Annotated in this window: 21 protein-coding genes; 20 read left to right on the top strand and 1 reads right to left on the bottom strand. The window is 41.0% G+C overall.

Features of this window, described 5'->3' with window-relative positions; genetic code table 11:
• Nucleotides 1-41 precede the first annotated feature (41 nt).
• From QFZ51_RS01655 to QFZ51_RS01645, 3 genes are all read left to right on the top strand, one after another.
• Entirely contained in the window at nucleotides 42-746 is a 705-nt protein-coding gene (locus tag QFZ51_RS01655) for a hypothetical protein (RefSeq protein WP_429042547.1), read from the top strand.
• Between the two features lie 11 nt (nucleotides 747-757).
• Nucleotides 758-2170, top strand: coding sequence for an RtcB family protein (locus QFZ51_RS01650; protein ID WP_429042545.1), 1413 nt, complete (start codon nucleotides 758-760; stop codon nucleotides 2168-2170).
• 219 nt (nucleotides 2171-2389) lie between these two features.
• Nucleotides 2390-3607 carry a sterol desaturase family protein gene (locus QFZ51_RS01645; protein ID WP_429042543.1) on the top strand — a complete coding sequence of 406 codons (1218 nt, stop codon included), beginning with the start codon at nucleotides 2390-2392 and terminating at the stop codon, nucleotides 3605-3607.
• A 62-nt stretch (nucleotides 3608-3669) separates the two neighbouring features.
• Here QFZ51_RS01645 and QFZ51_RS01640 read toward each other — a convergent pair whose 3' ends face one another.
• On the bottom strand, nucleotides 3670-4170 hold the full coding sequence (locus QFZ51_RS01640; protein ID WP_370908570.1) for an RNA polymerase sigma factor: 501 nt from the start codon (nucleotides 4168-4170) through the stop codon (nucleotides 3670-3672).
• A 516-nt stretch (nucleotides 4171-4686) separates the two neighbouring features.
• On the opposite strand from QFZ51_RS01640, the gene QFZ51_RS01635 reads away from it, so the two are divergent.
• From QFZ51_RS01635 to QFZ51_RS01555, 17 genes are read left to right on the top strand one after another with little or no spacing between them, the layout of a single operon-like run.
• The gene (locus tag QFZ51_RS01635) at nucleotides 4687-7155 is read left to right on the top strand and encodes an SLBB domain-containing protein (RefSeq protein ID WP_429042540.1); all 2469 of its coding nucleotides are present in this window, start codon (nucleotides 4687-4689) and stop codon (nucleotides 7153-7155) included.
• A 41-nt stretch (nucleotides 7156-7196) separates the two neighbouring features.
• Entirely contained in the window at nucleotides 7197-8282 is a 1086-nt protein-coding gene (locus QFZ51_RS01630; RefSeq protein ID WP_370908568.1) for a lipopolysaccharide biosynthesis protein, read from the top strand.
• Nucleotides 8283-8330: 48 nt separating this feature from the next.
• A complete protein-coding gene (locus QFZ51_RS01625) occupies nucleotides 8331-9329 on the top strand; it encodes an NAD-dependent 4,6-dehydratase LegB (protein WP_429042536.1) in 999 nt (332 codons plus the stop codon).
• A gap of 9 nt (nucleotides 9330-9338) precedes the next feature.
• Nucleotides 9339-10484 (top strand): LegC family aminotransferase, encoded by a 1146-nt coding sequence (locus QFZ51_RS01620; RefSeq protein WP_429042534.1) that lies wholly within the window; start codon nucleotides 9339-9341, stop codon nucleotides 10482-10484.
• Between the two features lie 19 nt (nucleotides 10485-10503).
• Nucleotides 10504-10728 (top strand): acyl carrier protein, encoded by a 225-nt coding sequence (locus tag QFZ51_RS01615; RefSeq protein ID WP_370908565.1) that lies wholly within the window; start codon nucleotides 10504-10506, stop codon nucleotides 10726-10728.
• Nucleotides 10729-10775: 47 nt separating this feature from the next.
• Nucleotides 10776-11531, top strand: coding sequence for an SDR family NAD(P)-dependent oxidoreductase (locus QFZ51_RS01610; protein WP_429042531.1), 756 nt, complete (start codon nucleotides 10776-10778; stop codon nucleotides 11529-11531).
• 8 nt (nucleotides 11532-11539) lie between these two features.
• Entirely contained in the window at nucleotides 11540-12541 is a 1002-nt protein-coding gene (locus QFZ51_RS01605) for a 3-oxoacyl-ACP synthase III family protein (protein WP_429042528.1), read from the top strand.
• Nucleotides 12542-12577: 36 nt separating this feature from the next.
• Complete coding sequence (locus QFZ51_RS01600) at nucleotides 12578-13213, top strand: acetyltransferase (protein ID WP_429042526.1); 636 nt, start codon at nucleotides 12578-12580, stop codon at nucleotides 13211-13213.
• Between the two features lie 2 nt (nucleotides 13214-13215).
• A complete protein-coding gene (locus QFZ51_RS01595; protein WP_429042523.1) occupies nucleotides 13216-13629 on the top strand; it encodes an N-acetylneuraminate synthase family protein in 414 nt (137 codons plus the stop codon).
• On the top strand, nucleotides 13613-14224 hold the full coding sequence (locus QFZ51_RS01590) for an N-acetylneuraminate synthase family protein (RefSeq protein WP_429042521.1): 612 nt from the start codon (nucleotides 13613-13615) through the stop codon (nucleotides 14222-14224). Before QFZ51_RS01595 ends, QFZ51_RS01590 begins: the two co-directional genes overlap by 17 nt.
• Nucleotides 14225-14235: 11 nt before the next feature.
• On the top strand, nucleotides 14236-15174 hold the full coding sequence (locus QFZ51_RS01585) for a GNAT family N-acetyltransferase (protein WP_429042520.1): 939 nt from the start codon (nucleotides 14236-14238) through the stop codon (nucleotides 15172-15174).
• 15 nt (nucleotides 15175-15189) lie between these two features.
• Nucleotides 15190-16365 (top strand): UDP-N-acetylglucosamine 2-epimerase, encoded by a 1176-nt coding sequence (neuC, locus tag QFZ51_RS01580; protein ID WP_429042517.1) that lies wholly within the window; start codon nucleotides 15190-15192, stop codon nucleotides 16363-16365.
• Nucleotides 16366-16415: 50 nt separating this feature from the next.
• Nucleotides 16416-17090, top strand: a complete 675-nt coding sequence (locus QFZ51_RS01575) for a PIG-L deacetylase family protein (protein ID WP_370908558.1) — start codon at nucleotides 16416-16418, stop codon at nucleotides 17088-17090.
• Entirely contained in the window at nucleotides 17090-18133 is a 1044-nt protein-coding gene (locus QFZ51_RS01570) for a nucleotidyltransferase family protein (RefSeq protein ID WP_429042513.1), read from the top strand. The genes QFZ51_RS01575 and QFZ51_RS01570 overlap by 1 nt, the downstream gene beginning before the upstream one ends.
• Nucleotides 18084-18848 (top strand): cytidylyltransferase domain-containing protein, encoded by a 765-nt coding sequence (locus tag QFZ51_RS01565; protein ID WP_429042510.1) that lies wholly within the window; start codon nucleotides 18084-18086, stop codon nucleotides 18846-18848. The genes QFZ51_RS01570 and QFZ51_RS01565 overlap by 50 nt, the downstream gene beginning before the upstream one ends.
• Nucleotides 18845-19780 carry a Gfo/Idh/MocA family protein gene (locus tag QFZ51_RS01560; RefSeq protein WP_429042507.1) on the top strand — a complete coding sequence of 312 codons (936 nt, stop codon included), beginning with the start codon at nucleotides 18845-18847 and terminating at the stop codon, nucleotides 19778-19780. Before QFZ51_RS01565 ends, QFZ51_RS01560 begins: the two co-directional genes overlap by 4 nt.
• The gene (locus QFZ51_RS01555) at nucleotides 19758-20501 is read left to right on the top strand and encodes an SDR family oxidoreductase (protein ID WP_429042505.1); all 744 of its coding nucleotides are present in this window, start codon (nucleotides 19758-19760) and stop codon (nucleotides 20499-20501) included. The genes QFZ51_RS01560 and QFZ51_RS01555 overlap by 23 nt, the downstream gene beginning before the upstream one ends.
• The last annotated feature ends 134 nt before the right edge of the window (nucleotides 20502-20635 follow it).

Raw genomic sequence — 20635 nt, 5'->3', positions numbered from 1 at the left:
TTTAATGACTGATGATGGACAATCAGGAAATCGAAAATTATATGGCAGCCTCACGGATAAGAACGTGCAGGCGCAGGAAGCGCGATGCGCTTAAACAATACGACAAGCAGTTATTGCAATACAGCAGAAGGCGGAAGGAATTGCGGCAGGCATGGAATCAACGTGGTTATACGGAGCTGGATCCGCCGGTAATGAAAGGTTACAAGCGGTACTTTGTTTTACGGGAAGATGTGGCCAGGAGCCGCGATGGTGAGTTTTTCCAGGAGCTGTTGAAAAAGATCAATACGTATGATTATAGTCACCGGAAAGATTTTAAAGTAAAGAAGCGACAGAGAGGAAGGAAGATACATGTGCTGAGGGAGCAACATTTACTGCAACCGGTGGCTTATCATTTTAAGAAGATGAAACTCTCCCCAAAAGAGATCAACTGTTTTGAAGAACGGGTCCGTTATTGTAAGAACGGTATTGATCAGATAAAGTATTTTGTTGTAAAAGAACCCTGGCGATTTGTGTTGCAGGTACGCCCCAATATGATCACCAAACAGCGGGTAGCAGCGCCCGAACTGCAATCAGAGATGGACCGGTTGGATGACTTTCTGAAGCAGCATCAATTGGAACACAGGATATGGAGCCTTACGAGGAGCCAGCAATCCAGCCGGAGAAAATGGTTACCGGAGTATAAGAAGAAATATCAATTTAAGCAATTTACCCTGCAGCAGCTGTTGCAGGAAGAATGGTACGAATAAATTAACCCTTTATGTCAAGTTTAAAAATCAATGGTAAAAAATTACTGGAGATAGGTTACCCCCAAACTCCTGTTTTCCGTATAGCCATGAATGTTATAGAACAACATTATGGACACTTAACGGAAGAAGCAGCAATTGAATTATTAACCAAGGTATTGGCGGATCCTGCTGCCTATGCAGAGGATGCGGCACTGGGCGAAATAGCCCGTGAACTACTGGTGCCAGCAGCGCCGGCGGTGATTGCCTTGCGTGAAACGCCGGTACCTTATTCCGTTTACGGGGAGTCCTATATAGAGGAGGGCGCGGTGAAGCAATTAAATAACGCGGTTCGTTTGCCCGTTGCCGTTGCCGGTTCGTTGATGCCTGATGCCCACCAGGGATACGGGTTACCGATAGGTGGTGTGTTGGCGGCGGATAATGCAGTGATACCGTATGGAGTGGGCGTGGATATTGGTTGCCGTATGTGTTTGAGTGTATTGGATTTGCCGGTGCAAACGTTGTTAATGAATGAAACATCGTATGCTAAGCAGCTGATGACTTTCACAAAATTCGGAGCCGGCGCAGAGTGGAAAAAGCGGGAGGCGGACCCGGTGCTGGAGAGAAGTGAATTTAAGGAGATAAAGTTTGTCAGAAACCTGTTTGATAAAGCGGCGGGGCAGCTTGGAACCTCCGGATCCGGTAACCATTTCGTGGAATGGGGAATTGCCACAATTACGGATCCGGAGAATGAATGGCAGCTGGCGCCTGGTGAGTATGTGGCATTGCTGTCGCACTCCGGTTCACGTGGAATGGGTGCGCAGATAGCGGGGCACTACACCCAGCTTGCCAAAGAGATCTGCCCGTTGCCGGAGCAGGCAAAGCACCTGGCTTACCTGGACCTGGATACAGCGGAAGGGCAGGAGTATTGGCTGGCGATGAACCTGGCGGGTGACTATGCGTCTGCCTGTCACCACCTGATTCATAAGCGGTTGATTGCCGCTACGGGCGCCACTTTGCTGGCGAGGGTGGAGAATCATCATAATTTTGCCTGGAAAGAAATATACCGGGGAAAAGAGGTGATTGTGCACCGGAAAGGGGCTACGCCGGCAGGTAAAGGAGTACTGGGTGTAATCCCGGGATCCATGACAGCGCCCGGATTTATTGTGCGTGGAAAGGGTGAAGAGGAAAGTTTACAATCTGCATCGCATGGCGCCGGAAGGCTCATGTCGCGTACACGGGCAAAGTCATCTATCACTGAACAGGTGTTAAGGCAACAATTGCAGGAACATGGTGTAACACTGATTGGAGGTGGTTTGGATGAGGCGCCGGGTGCGTATAAGAATATTGATACGGTGATGGCGGCGCAAACAGCGCTGGTGGAAGTAATTGGCCGGTTTGTACCGAAGGTGGTAAGGATGGCTGATGGCGGACCTCCGGAGGACTGATAAAAATATATGCAATGAAGCGAAGGCGGATAACGACGAAAGTTGTTTCCGCCTTTCGTTTTTATTAGTCTATTAAAATAGTAGGATAATTAAATTTTATTCCTTATCATTGTGGTAATTTACCACCACCAGTTTTACCAGTTAAACCTATGCATGGGCTGGCACCGTGTATTAGCCTATGTCTTACTATTTGGATTTCCGGATTTAAAATTATATCAAGTGCATTTAAACTACCTGGCATTGGCAGTTCCTTTTTTCCTGACTTTTATTGGGTTAGAATACCTGGTGGCGCGAAAAAACGGAAAGACTTATTTCAAGTTTAATGATTCTATTACCAACTTGAGTGTGGGTATTGCGGAACGCTTACTGGATACTTTTACAGTAGGGCTTTTTTATTTTGTATACGACTACTTGTATCGTCATTTTGCCATTTTTGATATTAAATCCAGTGTGTTGTTATGGGTGGCGTTGTTGATCTGTACAGATTTTATCTGGTACTGGTATCACCGGTTGGCGCATGAAGTTACCGTGTTCTGGTGCGCGCATGTGGTGCATCACCAGAGTGAAGAGTTTAATTATACGGTATCTGCGCGGATTACAGTGTTCCAGGCGTTCATACGTACGGGTTTCTGGGCTATACTTCCTGTAATCGGTTTTCCTCCGGCTATGATTACCAGTATGCTCCTGGTGCATGGACTGTATCCATTTTTTATTCACACGCGTACCATTGGGAAGTTGGGGATACTGGAATATATATTGGTAACGCCTTCGCATCACCGGGTGCATCACGCGAGTAACCCCCAGTATCTTGATAAAAATTATGGTGATGTATTTATAATATGGGATAAGTTATTTGGCACTTTTGTAAAAGAAGAAGAAGAGCCGGTGTATGGTTTAACCAAGCCACTGGAAAGCAATAGTTTTTTGTGGCAGCATTTCCATTTTATCCTGGAGATGTTGTATTCTGCCCGGGAGGCCAAGGGCTGGCGGAATAAGCTGCGCGTGGTTTTTGGTAAACCGGACAATGTAGATCCGGGGGCGCGGAAGATCCTGGAGGAAAAGTTCCTGCTGCGTAATCCCCATATCACGGAGGCGCCTAAACTGTTTAATTATGTTTTGTGGCAAATTGTGGCCACATTGGTTGTATTGTTTTCCTTTCTGTTGCTGGAGCACTATGTGCCGGTATTTATACAGGTATGTGTAGCGCTGCTCATCCTGCTTACGCTGATTAACTGCGGCGCTATTATGGAGCAGAAGAAATGGGTGTTTTACCTGGAGTATGCGCGTTACCTGGTATTGTGCCTGGCAGGTTATTATTGCTGGCCTCATCCTGCATTTCTCTGTGCAGCTGCTATTATTATGATTACTGCTTTTTATTTCCAGTCGCACCTCAAGGAGCATTACCTGCGCCTGGTGTACGGTTATCCCCGTTCATAGCAATGCTTATCCGGCGTTTGGGCCGGACGGATGCGTGTGGGATTTTCGGTAAGGGTAAGGGATTATTGTCTTGGAACCTGTGATTTGAGAATTTTGCGGGCGAAATGTATTCTGCTTTTAATGGTGCCCAATGGTTCTTGCAGCATATTTGCAATCTCGAAATATTTGTAACCCTCGTAGTAAAGCATAAAGGGTTTTTTGAAGATGCCCGGCAGATGGTAAACTGCCACATGGATATCTTTCATCTGTAAGTTAGAGGCCGCTTTATTGCTGACGATGTTCTCATGATGGTTTATAAAGAATTCACTGGCACTTGGTTCTGCGACGGTGCGATGTTTTAATTTTTTCCGGTAATGATTTATAAAGATATTCCGCATGATGGTGAATAGCCAGGCGCGGATGTTTGTGCCTTCCAGGTATTTTTCCCGGTTGGACAGGGCTCTGAAAAGCGTTTCCTGGTAAAGATCTTTTGCCTGTTCGGCATCTTTGGTGAGGGTAAAAGCAAAGGGTTTCAGGAAATCAGCGTTTCCGACAAGCAAGGTGTTAAATTCAACAGACGACATAATGTTTAAGTTTTGCCTTAACTAATTTAAACAAGAAAACAGGGTAAATAGTTTTCAAAGGATACCGCGGGGCGGTTAATACATGATTTTTCCGTTATATTTTATTGATTATCAAGCAATTTGTCTTATGCCTAATATTTAGATCGGTAAAACAGCTGGTAGTTTAAGTAGTGATCCAAATTTTCTCAAACAGGTAAATACAGGTGACTCTCTATATGCATTAACGTAAAAGAGAGGGAAAAGGATTTGATTTATTGTATTAACAATATTTACATATTATAAATAACTTAAAATTAATAGATAGGTGATATTTGGATGCATATTTGCAGCGGGGTGTGCCCAACACCCGGGAAGATGTTTAAACGTATATCAGACAGCACATAAGGTTTTCAGGTTAAAAGTGTTAGGAACTAACATTTATATGTTATTTTTAATAGATTTGCACCTTATTTGGCCGGCGCCGGATAAGATTGTTTCCAAAAAAGGTATTCGAGAAAGTTTTAGATCCTATTATACATGTTAAGAAAAATACTGTTGGTCCAACTGTTCCTGTTTGTAGGGTTTTGTGTAATGGCACAGGTACCGTCCCCAGCTCAGATAAAACAAGTAAACGTAGATAATTTATCAGATGATCAGATCAGGCGTATCGTTGCTGAGATGAAACAGAATAATATGTCTATGGATGATATTGACTCGTATGCGGAGCAGAAAGGGGTGCCTCCGGCCGAGGCGGCGAAATTGAAAACGAGGATACAGGCAATGGGACTGGATAAATCACTGGAAAAAAAGAAAAGCGGTGAGATTTTTCAGCAGGACACGCAATATTCAGGAAGGTCATTCAATGATTCGGATACCACTCAGGTTGATTTATTCAGGCAAAATGCGAGTCCGTCGGAAATTAAACGAAAGAAGATATTTGGCGCTGAATTGTTTACAAATAAGAATCTGACTTTTGAACCTAACCTGAGAATACCAACTCCCTCTAATTACAGACTAGCTGCAGATGATCAGGTAATGATAGATGTGTATGGCTACTCTGAGGTGCAGTATAAATTGACGGTCACTTCGGAGGGGTATATCCGTGTTCCTAATCTGGGACCGGTATATGTGAATGGCCTGACAATGGATGAGGCTAAGAACAGAATAACAAAGCAGTTGTCTACAATATACTCTACTATTTCCAGTGGTAAAACCTTTGTACAGGTATCACTGGGTAACATTCGTAGTATAAGGGTGTTGCTTATAGGTGAGATTCAGCGGCCGGGAACGTACACCTTGCCGTCATTGGCTACTGTAGCCAATGCCTTGTATGTGTCGGGAGGTCCGGATGAAAATGGTTCCTTTCGAAGTATTCAGGTGATCCGTAATGGTCATGTAGCTGCAACATTTGATTTGTATGATTTTCTTACGCAAGGTGATCTCACCAATAACATTGTGTTACAGGATCAGGATATTGTGAAAGTGAATCCGTATAAGACCCGTGTTGAATTAGTCGGGGAAGTTAAGCGGCCCGCAATTTTTGAGGCAAAGGAAAATGAGACATTGCAGAATATACTGGATTATGCGGGCGGATATACGGATGGTTCGTTTAAGGAGAACATAACAGGGTATCGCATTAATAATAAGGAAAGAGAGGTCATCAATGTCCCTGCTGATCAGATTGCCACGTTTAAGCTCAAGTCGGGAGATCAGTTTTTTGTAGATTCTATTTTGAACCGGTTTAGTAACCGCGTGACTATCAGCGGTGCTGTTTTTCATCCGGGAAATTATGGTTTGGAGCCAGGAATGACGGTGGCCGATTTGATTAAAAAAGCAGATGGCATAAGAGAAGAGGCTTCTTTGAACAGAGGTATTATACGGCGTTTGCAGGATGACTTTACGCCAGCTATCATTAGCTTTAATGTACAGGATATTGTCAGTGGTAAATCCAGCATTCCTATTAAGAAAGAAGACAGTGTAATTGTATTCTCTAAGCTAGATCTGAGACAGCAATATTTTGTATCAATAGGAGGTGAGGTTAACAAACCAGGGGCGTTTCCTTATGCTGATAGTATGCGGCTGGAAGATCTGATTTTGTTATCCGGAGGGCTCAGGGATGCAGCATCATTGAAACGTGTAGAAATATCAAGGAGAATCAGGAAGGGTGATTACAATGGCAAGGACAGTGCAAAGGCTATCATTAAACAATTTGATATCAATGCAGATTTGAATGCTATTGCGGGTGAACAAGTATTACTGGAGCCGTTTGACGAGGTTAGTATTCGTAAATCTCCGGTTTACAGTGAGCAGGCTAATATTTTAATTGATGGAGAAGTAGTTTATCCAGGACAATATTCCATTGTTAATAAAGGAGAACATATTTCTAATCTTATTGAGAGATCTGGAGGCCTTAAGCCAGAAGCTTTTCCTGAAGGAGCGGTATTGTTGCGTAAAACCTACATAAATGGTTCAGATTCGGCTCTGCTTACGAACAAGCTTGCTTTATTCTACAATAAGCTGGAAGACAGCTCAAGTATTAATAGCGTTAAGAGTATGATGGAGCGGAAGTATCAACTATTAGGGATTAATCTGGCAGATATCATAAAGAAGCCGGGATCGAAATATGATATTCTGTTAGAAGAGGGGGATGTATTAAAAATTCCTAAAAAATTACAAACTGTTCAATTATTTGGAGAGATTTATTTTCCGAAGAAAATTCGTTTCGATAAAGCTTATGCATTTAGGGATTATATAAGAGGAGCAGGTGGGTATACATCGGCGGCTTTGAAAAGAAGAAGTTACGTTGTATACGCAAATGGGGAAGTAAAAAGTACCAGGAAGATATTCTTCTTTAATAAGTATCCCAAAGTAAAGCCAGGTGCAGAAGTATATGTTCCGAGCAAGAGAGAGAGGAAAGGTTTATCAGGACAGGAAGTAGTTGGACTAAGTAGTGGTATTGCGTCCATTGCATTAATAATTGTTACAATCCTGACAAGAGTTAAATAAACACCGTATAAAAAACAGGAATTGCAATTAAATATAACCAAATGGAGATTTCTAATATAAATACGAATGTTAGTGATAAAAATAATGATGAAATTTCTGTCAGAGAACTTGTTATAAAATTGGGCATTTGGTGGAAATACTTCCTTAAGAACTGGTATATTATTTTGCTGTTTGGTATTTTAGGTGGAGCTACGGGATTAATATTATCGTTTATTTTAAAAACCAAATACGTCGCTGAACTTACCTTCGTTGTGGAGGACAATAGCGGCAGTCCGTTAGGAGCTTATGCCGGACTTGCCAGCCAGTTTGGGATTGATCTTGGTGGTTCGGGGAGTAATGGTGTTTTTCAGGGTGATAATATCATGACTTTTCTTAAGTCAAGGTTAATGATTGAAAAGGCTTTGCTTTCTACTGTGATGATAAATGGTAAAAAGCAAACGCTCGCTGAGAGATATATAGATTTTAATGAGCTTCGTTTAGGGTGGGCCGCCAAACCTTCGTTGAAAGGCATTTCTTTCCCACCGGGTGGCGATAGAAGACGATTTTCCCTGCTTCAGGACAGTATTCTGCAAACATTGCAGGAGTCAATTGGAAAGTCGGTATTGAAAGTAGAAAAGGTTGACAAGAAACTTAACTTTATTGTAGTCAGGAGTACAACCAGAGATGAGCTTTTCGCGAAAGCATTCACAGAGCGTTTAATGACTGAGGCAACCAATTTTTATATTGACACAAGGACACAGCGGTCCAAAACGAATGTTGACCGTTTACAGGCAGAAGCGGATTCGTTGGAAAAAATGTTGAATCGGAAAACGTATTCCGTAGCACTTGCCCAGGATATTAATATGAATCCGGCCCGTCAGGTAGCGAGTATAAATACACAACTGGCGAGTAGAGATAAAATGGTACTTGAAACAATGTATGGTGAAGTTGTCAAAAATCTTGAGTTAGGTAAAATTGCTATGGCGCAGGAAACTCCGATCATCCAGGTTATTGATACGCCCATTCTGCCGTTGAAAAAAGAAAAACTGGGAAAAACGAAGGGTGTGATTATTGGAGGTTTGATGGGTGGTTTCTTCATTGTTATTTTTCTTACGCTGAGGAAGGTACTCAAAGATATACTGGCATAATTATACTATTCAGAGTGGATTGAAATCAGGAAATAATTTAGAATAATCATGGAACTAAAGAATAAAAGGGTTTTAATAACAGGTGCAGATGGCTTTATAGGAAGTCATTTGACAGAACGTTTACTAGAAGAGGGTTGTAAAGTGAAGGCTTTTGTATATTATAACTCTTTTAATAGTTGGGGTTGGCTCGATACATTATCGCAGGATCAGCTGTCCCAACTCGAAATATTTTCAGGAGATATCCGGGATCCTAACGGTGTAAGAACCGCCATGAAAGACATTGATGTGGTGTTTCACCTGGCGGCATTAATTGCAATTCCCTTTAGTTATCATTCTCCTGACTCTTATATTGATACGAACATCAAAGGAACATTAAATATTATACAGGCGGCTAAAGATCTCAATATAGAGAGGGTACTTGTCACCTCTACCTCGGAGGTATATGGTACTGCCCAATATATTCCTATTGATGAAAAGCATCCGAGGCAGCCGCAATCACCGTATTCCGCCTCAAAGATTGGTGCTGACTGTATTGCAGAATCGTTTTACAGGAGCTTTAATTTACCGGTAACAATTGTAAGACCCTTCAATACTTTTGGGCCGCGGCAATCGGCGAGGGCAGTAATACCAACTATTATTTCACAATTACTAAATGGTAAAACTGAAATAAGTCTGGGAGACCTTACGCCTACCAGGGATCTTTTATACGTGAAAGATACCGCAAATGGATTTATTGAGATTGCTAAAGCGGATTCCCTGATCGGACAGGATTGTAATATTGCAACTCAATCTGAAGTGAGCATCGGTGATCTTGCTGCCAATCTGGTGAAACTCCTGAATCCAGCTGCAAGAATCGTTCAGGATGAAAACAGATTGAGACCTGAAAAAAGTGAAGTGTTTCGCTTGTATGGATCCAGAGAGAAGATTAGTCAGCATACAGCCTGGAAGCAAAAGTATACATTGGAAGAAGGGCTAAAAGAAACGATCGAATGGTTTTCTATCCCTGGTAACCTCAGTAGCTATAAGGCAAACATATACAACATTTAAAGAATGGTTATGGATTTTGAGCCCATTATAAATTTCATCAGGACAGTTTTTAACCAGCAAGATACTTTTATACCATTACATGCTCCCCGTTTTACAGGTAACGAGAAAAAGTATGTTTTAGATACAATAGATTCCACTTTTGTTTCCTCTGTAGGTGCTTATGTTACGCAGTTTGAGAAGATGATGACTGAGATTACAGGCGCAAAATATGCTGTTGCTACCGTAAATGGCACAACAGCCCTGCATCTGGCACTTTTGCTGGCTGGTGTGAAAAATGGAGATGAGGTGATTACGCAGCCGCTTACATTTGTAGCTACGGCCAATGCCATTGTTCACGCAGGTGGAATACCTGTATTTGTAGATGTGGACAGGGATACAATGGGGATGTCGCCAATAAGCCTGGAACAGTTTTTACACGATCACACTTATATTGATAGTAGCGGAAATTGCATCAACAAAGTATCCGGGAAGCGGATCGCAGCGTGCGTGCCGATGCACACTTTTGGGTTTCCATTGAGGATCCAGGATATTTCAAATATTTGCAGGAAATACAATATTGCTTTGGTTGAAGATGCTGCGGAGTCACTCGGTAGCTATTATAATGGCAAGCATACAGGTACAATCGGAAAAATAGGCACCTTCAGTTTTAATGGCAATAAAACCGTAACCTGTGGTGCGGGAGGAGCAATTGTTACTGATGATGAATCCATAGCATTGCATGCGAAGCATTTATCCACAACAGCAAAGCAGCCCCATGCCTGGGAGTTTGTACACGATGAGGTAGGCTATAACTACCGAATGTCGAATCTTAATGCAGCTTTGGCCTGTGCACAGCTGGAACAACTGGAAATGATGTTGCAGAACAAACGGGAACTCGCTGATTTATATGCTGAATTCTTTACGGGAACGGACATAAAGTTTGTAAGGGAAATTGAGAACACAAAGGCTAATTACTGGTTAAATGCAATCATTTTGCCGGATCATACGGCCCAGCATTTGTTTCTTAAAGAAACGAACGAGCAGAAGGTAATGACAAGGCCAATCTGGAGATTGATGAATAAATTGCAGATGTATGCTGCATGCCAATCTACAGATCTCACAAATGCTTTATGGCTGGAAGAAAGAGTCGTTAATCTGCCAAGCAGTGTTAGATAATTATATTAAATACTAATAAATGGGAATACAAGAGTTTATTACAAAATTTGAGCAGCAGCTTGAAGATGTTGAGCCAGGCACAATCACAGCCGCCACTAACTATCGTGAATTAGAGGAGTGGGATTCAATGACCAGTCTCGTTATAATTGCTATGGTCGACAGGGAATATAATAAACAGATCTCAGGAAATGATATTATGAATGCTGCTACTGTTGAGGAGTTGTATAATATCATTGCGAAATAGAAGATAGTTTTCAACTATATAGTAATTGCATAATAATAGTTTGATTGATGCCAGAATCCCCGTTTAATCTTCAAGAGAAAACAATACTTATTACCGGAGCATCGTCCGGTATCGGTAAGCAAATTGCGATCTCGATTGCGTCGATGGGCGCGAAAGTTATTTTAGTGGCAAGAAACGCTGAGAAACTAACGAACGTTAAGGAGCTGCTTGATGGGGCCGGCCATGTTGTGTTATCATTAGATATTACAGATGAAATTGCAATTGCTGCGGCTGTTGATAAGATACCTCCTCTAGATGGAATTGTTCATGCAGCTGGTATATTGAAGCTTGCTCCAATAAAAATACTGGACTTCGATCAGTTAAAGCAGATTACTGAAACCAATTACCTGGCTCCTGTTAATCTTACACGCCTTTTGTTGAATAAAAAAAAGATTCAATCAGCCGCCTCGGTGGTTTTTCTGACTTCTGTGAATGGAGTCTATACTGCAGTTAAAGGTTTTGGAGCCTATGCCGGTTCAAAAAGTGCACTTAACAGCATAAGTAAAGTAATGGCGCTGGAATACGCCTCCCGGAAGATCAGGTTTAATACCATCGCTCCTGGCATGATAAAAACAGAGATGTATCATGAGATGATAAAACAAGTGTCTGACGAGAGCGTGAAAGAAGATAAATTGAAGTATCCTTTAGGCGATTATGGTGAGCCGGAAGATGTTGCGAATGCAGCTATCTTTCTGCTTTCAGCTGCCAGCAAATGGATTACCGGAACAACTTTGGTTGTGGATGGAGGTTTAACAATTATATGAGGTTAAAGATGATAACACTTGATGCAATTTCATATTATTTACCGGAGGAAACATTGACCAATGATGACCTTCATGAATTATTTCCTGATTGGTCAGTAAATAAAATAGCTGCCAAAACCGGTGTGATAGAGCGTCGGATTGCAGCAAAAGATGAGTTTGCTTCGTCGATGGCTATTAAGGCAGCAAGCAAGTTGTTTGAGGAACATAAAATAACTCCTTCGGAGATACAATTTATTTTACTGTGCACGCAGAGCCCGGATTATTTTTTACCTACAACGGCTTGTATTGTGCAGCACGCTTTAGGTATTCCAACCACGGCAGGTGCCCTCGATTTTAATCTTGGTTGTTCCGGCTACGTATATGGCTTGAGCCTCGCTAAAGGATTAATTTGTTCCGGAGACGTGGAGAACGTTTTATTGATAACTTCAGAAACATACAGTAAGCATATTCATGATCACGATAAAAGTGTAAGAACTATTTTTGGAGATGCTGCCAGTGCAACTTTCATTAAAAGAAACGGTCACGGGGCAGACATACGGGCCATTACTTTTGGTACTGACGGTAGCGGTGCGGAAAACCTCATAGTGAAAGGAGGTGGTATGCGCCATCCCCGTGTTTCGGATTCTGAAGGTACCATTCCCAGTCCTAATGGCTTATCTGGTACCACCTTATTCATGAATGGCGCCGAGATATTTTCGTTTACCCTCAGATCTGTGCCGGTGATGGTGAAACAGGTATTACAAAAGAATAGTCTGGAACAAGAGGATATTGATCTGTTTGTTTTTCACCAGGCCAACAAGTATATGCTTGATCATTTACGACTTAAACTTGGAATCCCGGAAGAGAAGTTTTTTGTTAGCATGGCCAATTGTGGAAATACGGTTTCATCTACCATTCCCATAGCCCTTAAACAGGCGGAGGAGCAGAAGAAGATTAAATCAGGTATGAAGGTTTTGGTGGCTGGTTTCGGTGTGGGATATTCCTGGGGCGCAGGAATTATACAGTATTAACAGCTTAAATAGTCCTTTGTCGGAAAAAATAATGATATGGGGAAACCACTGATTTTAATAGGAGGAGGAGGACATGCAAAATCATGTATCGATGTAATTGAGGAATCAGGGAACTTTACAATTGAAGGAATTATTGATGTTCCGGATAAATTGGATTCGCAGGTATTGGGTTACAGGGTTATTGGAAATGACAATGATATTGCCGGACTGATAAAGCAGGGCTACTGGTTTCTCATAACCATTGGCCAGATTAAATCAGCACTGCCACGAACAAAGACGTGGCAATTATTGTCATCAAATAATGCAAATATAGCCACTGTGATTTCTCCATTGTCGCATGTTTCAAAATATGCTATTGTAAACAAAGGCAGTATCATCATGCATGGAGCTTATATCAATGCGGGAGCAGTAATCGGATGCAATGCTATCATCAATACAAGGGCTGTGATTGAGCATGACTCCACCATCGGTGATCATTGTCATATTTCTACCGGTGTATTGGTGAATGGGAGTTGTAAAATCGGCGAAGAAGTATTTGTGGGAAGTGGTGCAACAATTAACCATGGTGTAAATATTGTCAATGATGTCAGGATAGGTTCCGGCTCATTAGTCCATAAAAATATTAAAGAACCGGGCACTTACATAGGTGTTCCATTTACAAGAATTGCATGAGCATGAATAGTACGATTATAATTGCAGAAGCAGGTGTTAATCACAATGGCAGCATTGAACTGGCAAAGGCGCTCATCGATGCGGCTTCCGATGCAGGAGTTGATTACGTGAAGTTTCAAACATTTAAAGCGGAAAATATAGCCAGTAAGCATGCACGTAAAGCGGATTACCAACTGAGAAATACCGGAATACAGGCCGAAGATCAGGTGAGTATGTTAAAGAAGCTTGAACTGACCCCCGAAGCCCATGACGAGCTTATTTTATACTGCAACGAAAAGAATATCAGTTTCCTTTCTACCCCATTTGATCTCGAAAGCATTGATTTACTCAAGTCAATGGGAATTAAGTTAGGAAAGATCCCATCAGGAGAAATTACCAATATTGCCATATCTGAGAAAAATGGCGCAAAGTTTTAAGGAGCTTATTCTCTCTACGGGTATGGCCACGATAGAGGAAGTAGCAGCGGCATTGGATGTTATATTTGCCGAAGGTAAAACCGCGAAAGAAGTTACTGTACTGCATTGTACCAGCGAATATCCGGCACCGGTTGAAGATATCAATCTTAAAGCTATGCTTCAAATGAAAGAGAAATTTGATATTGCTGTTGGATATTCTGATCATACCCTGGGAATAGAAGTGCCTGTTGCTGCTGTTGCATTAGGTGCCACTCTTGTGGAAAAACACTTCACGTTGGATAAGACTATGGAGGGACCAGATCATGCAGCCTCGCTCGATCCTACTGAGTTGAAGCAGATGGTAGCTGCCATCCGGAATATTGAAAAAGCACTTGGTACAGGAAATAAGGCTCCTACTGCTATCGAAGAGAAGAACAAATTGGTGGCAAGAAAAAGTATTGTGGCCGCTGCTGATATAAAGAAAGGGGAACTGTTTTCCGAAAAAAACCTCACTGTTAAACGACCGGGGAATGGTATCAGCCCCATGGAATGGGATCATGTTATTGGCAAAATAGCCGTGAAGGATTTTGAAGCAGATGAACTGATCACACTTTAAATAAGATAACTATGGAAATCCGTGATTATACAGGTGGAGATGAGAATGAGATAATAAAACTGTTCGAACTGGTTTTTGGGAAACCAATGCCTATAGCATACTGGCGCTGGCGGTTTAAAGATAATCCATGTAATAAGTACGCAATAAAATTGATGTGGAATGAACAGAAACTGATTGGTCATTATGCTGTTTCCCCCGTGTTATTGGATGTCGCAGGAAAACAACAGCTAACAGGTCTTTCCATGACCACCATGACACATCCGGAGTACACAGGATTAGGAATATTCCAGCAATTATCTGAGGCACTATACAAGGATATGATGCAGATTCACGGGATGACGGCAGTATGGGGATTTCCTAACAATAATTCCCATAGAGGATTTATTAAAAATCTGGACTGGAAAGATATAACAACCATACCAATGATGTCTTGCGATGTAGCCGTTATAACAGCTAAAAAGTCGGCATCGCTTAGTATCGTTACTAAGTTTACAACTCAGCATGAAGATTTGCACACAGGAATATTTAATAACTACAGTGTAAAAGTGAAGAGAAGCACGGAATATTTGAACTGGAGATATATTAATAATCCCTCCAATAAATATGTGATTCTGGAAAACACTTCCGGGGATGAAGGATTTGTGGTGCTAAAAGAATTCCAGCTTTCCGGTAAGAAAAAGCAATTAGATATTGTCGAATGGTGCTTCGCAGGTAATGAGAGAATTACAAAAGTAGTACTTCAGCATCTTGCAGCATTATTTCCTGCGGAAGAGTATGAAAAATTTAATATTTGGATACCGCTGAAAGATGGCAGGCATTTATCTTTTGAGAAGCTAGGATTTAGCAACGGTCTGCCGGTAACTTATTTCGGAATCCGGAGCTTTGCTTCCCAGACGGTGGAATCCGCAGATAATTGGTGGTTCCAGCTTGGAGATTCAGATGTTTATTAATAACCCCCACTGCAAATGATTCAAAAACGTAAAATATTATTTGTCACAGGCGCAAGATCGGAGTATGATATTATGCAGCCGGTACTTGAACAGTTAAATAACTGTAATGATATTGAACTGAAGTTAATAGTAACGGGAGCTCATCTTTCCGAGACATTTGGCAAAACAGTTAAGAATATAGAAAACGATGGATATGAAATTGCTGACAGGATCTATAATCTAGTTAGTAGTGAAGATAAAGTAGGAAGAGTGGTAGGAATAGGTACCCAGATTACGGGCCTGGCTCATGCTTTTGCACGGGAGCAACCGGACATTATTGTGGTGGTTGGTGACCGTGAGGAGGCTATTACCGTGTCTATGACAGCTGCGTATTTAAGTATTCCGGTAGCTCACCTGGCTGGTGGCGATATTGCTAATGATGGCAATATCGATAACGCTGTCCGATATGCAACTTCCAAGTTTGCGCACATCCATTTTACTTTTCTTGAACAGCATGCCCAGGTATTAAGATTGCTGGGAGAAGATGACTTCAGGATTTTTAATACAGGGAATCCTGCATTGGATAAATTTGTTCATTGCCCGGTGATTCCAAAAAATGAAATTGCGCCGCTAAAGGTATTGAAAACAGGCGACGAGCCATATTTGGTTTTAATACAGCACCCAATTATAACCGAAGCCACTGATGCGGGTAAGCAGATAGTGGAAACGTTGGAGGCAGTCGTTGATCTGGGCATAAAGTGTTTTATTAATTATCCCAATTCTGATGCAGGGAACTTCGCCATCATAGAGATGATAGGTAAATATGCCGGTGAGTATCCTGAAATTTTTTACCTGTTTAAAAATCTGGACCGGGTCAATTATATTAACTTACTCAGAAATGCCGCTGTGCTGATTGGAAATTCAAGTTCCGGTATATTGGAAGCGCCTTCCATTGGCCTGCCGGTTGTAAATATTGGTAGCCGTCAACGCGAACGGTTTAGTGCCGGAAATGTAATTTATGTTGACTATAACAGAGTGGAAATTGCAACAGCCATCCGGGAATCGATTTATAACCCTGTTTACCGTGCTGCCGTAAAAGGCATAGTGAATCCTTACGGAGATGGCAATAGTGCAAAGAAAATAAGTGATGTGCTGAGAAGTATTTCTATAAATGATAAGTTGATATATAAAAATATCACTTATAAGGTTTAGTGATTTTATCTGATATAGCCAATTGGTTATATTTTAATATCTATAGTATTATGGCAAATATTATTATTATATCTGCACATCCTGATGACGAGGTAATAGGTGCTGGAGGTACATTACTGAAGCATACGAAGAATGGCGATAACATTTTTTGGCTGATTGTTACCAAACTGTTTGAAGAGTATGGATTCAGTCAGGAAAGAATTCATAGCCGTCAACAGGAGATTGAAAAAGTTGCCAGCTTATTGGGGATAAAAGAGACCTTTCAACTCGACTATCCTACAATGCATTTACATGGCGCCTCGCTAATAGAAATGGTTCCGAAGATCTCAGATATTTTTAAACAAGTGGACCCGGAATATGTATATGTTATGAATCGGTCGGATGCACATAGTGATCACAGGGTTGTTTTTGACGCGGTTGTGGCATGTACTAAATCATTCCGGTATCCCGGAATCAAAAGAGTGCTAATGTATGAGTGTCTCTCGGAAACAGAGTTTGCACCTGCCTTGCCAGAGAAAGTATTTATGCCTAATTATTATGTGGATATTTCTGCATTTATAGAAGATAAACTCTCCATAATGGAAATATATGAATCAGAATTAGGAGAACATCCGTTTCCCAGAAGTCTGGAAAATATCAGAGCACTAGCGCATTTCCGGGGTGCGAGTGTGGGTGTAAGATACGCGGAAGCTTTTCAATTGATCAAATTTATTGATAAGGTCTAATGGAATTTACTAAACATCTTATATCAGGGAATGCCAGTATTAAAGATGCGCTTAATAAACTGAATTTATTGGCGATTGATGCTGTACTGTTTGTCGTAGATGATAGCAATAGACTGATCGGATCACTTACTGATGGTGACATCAGGAGAGGATTTATCAAGGGCCTTACATTTGATACTCCCATAATGGAGTATATCCAACCAGATCCTATATTCATTTATAAGGATAACTATTCTATTGATCAACTGGAAATATTCGCAAAAAAGAATTTAAAAATAATCCCGATAATAGATAACAGCCGTAGGATTATTGACATTCTGAACCTGCGTATTAAGTCATCGTTGTTGCCGCTGGATACTGTATTGATGGCAGGGGGAAGAGGAGAACGTTTGATCCCGCTGACAGACAAATGTCCCAAGCCGTTGTTGAAAGTTGGGAATAAACCTATTATTGAACACAATATAGACAGATTAGCCAGTTACGGAATAAACCGTATCATCATAAGTATCAGGTATCTGGGTGATCAGATAAAAGAGTATTTCAATGATGGCTCTTCCAAAGATGTGAATATTCAATATGTTGAGGAAGATGTTCCTTTAGGCACCTTTGGGGCGCTAAGCCTGGTCGAGTCGTTCAATACAGAGAATATTTTATTAATGAACTCTGACATTCTGACCAACATTGATTTTGCTGATTTTTACAAATCGTTTATTGATGCCGACGCAGATTTAATGGTGGCGAGCATTCCATACCAGGTGAAAGTTCCTTATGCCGTATTAGAAATAGATAATGGCCAGGTAATTTCATTTGATGAAAAGCCTACCTACAGCTATTACTCGAATGGGGGAATCTATCTATTTAAAAGAAGCCTGCTTGAGTTCCTGCCAGTAGGTTCTTTCTATAATGCTACCGATTTTATGGAAATGCTGATTTCAAAAAAACGGAAAGTGGTTCATTATCCAATTCTTGGCTATTGGTTGGATATAGGAAGACATGAGGATTTTGAGAAGGCCCAGAATGACATTAAACATATCAAATTCTAAAATGAGTATATTAATTACCATATGTGCCAGGGGAGGGTCCAAAGGAATACCAGGAAAGAATATACGTTCCATGGCAGGTAAACCCTTGATCGGTTATACCATTGAGATGGCGAAGAATTTTGCATCAACAAAGAACTGTGTAATAGCTCTTTCTACGGACTCGGAGGAGATTATTAGCACCGCGGCGGGTTTCGGACTGGCTACCGATTATAAAAGGAGCGCTGAACTTGCAACAGATACTATTGGTAAAATGCCGGTGATTATCGATTTGATGCATTTTGAGGAGAAGAAAAGGGGAGTAACATTTGACTATCTGATTGATCTTGATATAACTTCTCCTTTCAGAACAGCCAACGATCTCGACATAGCGCTGCGGATGCTGACGGCTGATGAGGAAGCAGTGAATATTTTTTCTGTTAGTCCAGCTAAACGGAATCCGTATTTCAACATGGTAGAAGCGAATAAAAACGGGTATTTTGAACTGGCAAAAAAGGGAGAATTTGTAACGAGGCAGTCAGCACCCAAGGTTTACGACATGAACGCTTCATTCTATATCTATAAGAGAAGATTTTTTGATGGCGGGTTTCATACGGCTGTTACGAATAGATCGCTTGTATATGAAATTCCTCATATGTGCTTTGATCTTGATGATGAGGTTGACTTTGACTTTATGGAATACTTGTTGGTCAATAATAAACTGGATTTCATATTATGAAAGTACTGATCATTGGCCTCGGATCAATTGCTCAAAAGCATATTCAGGCATTAACAAACATCAGTAGCGGTGAAATTTCGTTATATGCCCTTCGTAGTAGCGCGTTACCCAATCAAGTTCCTAACATTACCAATATTTCTTCTATCGGGGAGGCGGGAGTCTCTTTCGATTTTGTTATAGTTTCCAATCCTACTTTTTCTCATTACGATACGCTCCGCAAATTACTGGATTACAACATTCCGCTTTTTATTGAAAAACCACTTTTTCATACACTTGACCGTGGGCAGCAGTTGGTTGACCAGATCATTAGTAGTAAAGTAAAAACTTATATAGCCTGCAATCTGCGATTCCATCCATGTATTGTATTTATTAAAGATCTGCTCCGCCAAAAGAGTCAACGGATAAACGAAGTGAACATCTATGCTGGTTCGTATTTACCAGACTGGAGGCCGGGAATTGATTACAGACAGGTTTACAGCGCAAATGAAAAAATGGGAGGCGGAGTACATCTTGACCTGATCCATGAACTCGACTATGTGACCTGGCTTTGGGGAACACCTAATTCATCAGCCGCTACCCTTAGAAGCACTTCTTCATTGAATATCGATGCCGTTGATTACGCTAATTATCTCCTTCAGTATGAGCAATTCACCGTTAATATTGTACTGAATTATTATAGAAGAGATACAAAAAGGACCTGTGAAATATTATTTGAAGACAATACTGTTTCTATAGATTTGATAAAGCAAAAGGTCTGGTGTAATGAGGAATTGATATTTTCATCAGACATAGATCCACTATATACATATAAAGAACAGATGAAGTATTTCATTTCAGCTATAAAAGAGGATAACGGTTATATAATGAATGATATCCAATCTGCTTTTAATGTTTTAAAAATTTGTTTGAATGATGAGCAAGTTAAAAGATAAGGTGATTGCTGTTACAGGAGGAAACGGGCAATTGGGCAGCAATTTTGTTACATATCTGCGTGGCCATGGTGCAAAGGTAATTGCTATTGATAAGGTAATTACCACTGAAGATGACTTTAACCTGTGCGCTGACGTGACAGATGAGCAATCCATCAAACAGGCTTTGCAGATAATTCTGGACAGGTTTGGCGCTATTGATGGATGGGTGAATAATGCTTATCCAAGAACCGACGATTGGGGTAGACTTCCTTTTAACGAGGAATCAATGGAATCGTTTGAGAAGAATGTTAACTGGCATTTAGTCGGCTACGTAAAATGCTGCCAGATTGTACTGAATCAGATGATGAAGCAAAAAAAGGGCTCCCTGGTAAATGTTGCATCTATTTATGGTATTACCGGACCGGATTTTACCATATATGAAGGAACACCAATAATAAACCCTTCTGCATATGCAGCTATAAAAGGTGGGGTCATTAATTTTACCAGATATCTTGCAGCCTTTTATGGTCCTCATAATGTTAGGGTAAACTGTATTTCCCCGGGCGGCATATTTAATCATCAGCCAGAGAAATTCATTGAACAATATGAACATAAAGTTCCTCTAAGAAGACTTGGCACACCTGCAGATATTTCGCCTTCTGTTGGATTTTTGCTAAGTGATGATGCCGTATATATCACGGGGCATAATCTGGTTGTTGATGGCGGGTGGACTGTCATTTAATGACCTAATACTAAAAACGTAATTCAAACGATCCGCGTAATGTTGGGTAAGTACATCAAAATATATTTGTGGCAGTTTATTTCTATCCTGCTGAATTTCGGAACTTTATTCGTAGTAACACCTTTTTTGTCTTC

Origin of the sequence: Chitinophaga sp. W3I9 (assembly GCF_050434025.1) — a bacterium.
Classification (GTDB): Bacteria; Bacteroidota; Bacteroidia; order Chitinophagales; family Chitinophagaceae; genus Chitinophaga.
Note: the sequence above shows the minus strand (reverse complement) of the source record. Positions and strands in the feature narration are given on the sequence as shown.

Bases quoted from the DNA above. Each gene is read 5' to 3' on its own strand.
- neuC (WP_429042517.1), top strand. From the start codon at position 15,190: ATGATTCAAAAACGTAAAATATTATTTGTCACAGGCGCAAGATCGGAG.
- QFZ51_RS01615 (WP_370908565.1), top strand. From the start codon at position 10,504: ATGGGAATACAAGAGTTTATTACAAAATTTGAGCAGCAGCTTGAAGAT.
- QFZ51_RS01610 (WP_429042531.1), top strand. From the start codon at position 10,776: ATGCCAGAATCCCCGTTTAATCTTCAAGAGAAAACAATACTTATTACC.
- QFZ51_RS01620 (WP_429042534.1), top strand. From the start codon at position 9,339: ATGGATTTTGAGCCCATTATAAATTTCATCAGGACAGTTTTTAACCAG.
- QFZ51_RS01630 (WP_370908568.1), top strand. From the start codon at position 7,197: ATGGAGATTTCTAATATAAATACGAATGTTAGTGATAAAAATAATGAT.
- QFZ51_RS01570 (WP_429042513.1), top strand. From the start codon at position 17,090: ATGGAATTTACTAAACATCTTATATCAGGGAATGCCAGTATTAAAGAT.
- QFZ51_RS01565 (WP_429042510.1), top strand. From the start codon at position 18,084: ATGAGGATTTTGAGAAGGCCCAGAATGACATTAAACATATCAAATTCT.
- QFZ51_RS01605 (WP_429042528.1), top strand. From the start codon at position 11,540: ATGATAACACTTGATGCAATTTCATATTATTTACCGGAGGAAACATTG.
- QFZ51_RS01590 (WP_429042521.1), top strand. From the start codon at position 13,613: ATGGCGCAAAGTTTTAAGGAGCTTATTCTCTCTACGGGTATGGCCACG.
- QFZ51_RS01640 (WP_370908570.1), bottom strand. From the start codon at position 4,170: ATGTCGTCTGTTGAATTTAACACCTTGCTTGTCGGAAACGCTGATTTC.
- QFZ51_RS01635 (WP_429042540.1), top strand. From the start codon at position 4,687: ATGTTAAGAAAAATACTGTTGGTCCAACTGTTCCTGTTTGTAGGGTTT.
- QFZ51_RS01560 (WP_429042507.1), top strand. From the start codon at position 18,845: ATGAAAGTACTGATCATTGGCCTCGGATCAATTGCTCAAAAGCATATT.
- QFZ51_RS01625 (WP_429042536.1), top strand. From the start codon at position 8,331: ATGGAACTAAAGAATAAAAGGGTTTTAATAACAGGTGCAGATGGCTTT.
- QFZ51_RS01595 (WP_429042523.1), top strand. From the start codon at position 13,216: ATGAATAGTACGATTATAATTGCAGAAGCAGGTGTTAATCACAATGGC.
- QFZ51_RS01555 (WP_429042505.1), top strand. From the start codon at position 19,758: ATGATGAGCAAGTTAAAAGATAAGGTGATTGCTGTTACAGGAGGAAAC.
- QFZ51_RS01600 (WP_429042526.1), top strand. From the start codon at position 12,578: ATGGGGAAACCACTGATTTTAATAGGAGGAGGAGGACATGCAAAATCA.
- QFZ51_RS01585 (WP_429042520.1), top strand. From the start codon at position 14,236: ATGGAAATCCGTGATTATACAGGTGGAGATGAGAATGAGATAATAAAA.
- QFZ51_RS01575 (WP_370908558.1), top strand. From the start codon at position 16,416: ATGGCAAATATTATTATTATATCTGCACATCCTGATGACGAGGTAATA.
- QFZ51_RS01650 (WP_429042545.1), top strand. From the start codon at position 758: ATGTCAAGTTTAAAAATCAATGGTAAAAAATTACTGGAGATAGGTTAC.
- QFZ51_RS01655 (WP_429042547.1), top strand. From the start codon at position 42: ATGGCAGCCTCACGGATAAGAACGTGCAGGCGCAGGAAGCGCGATGCG.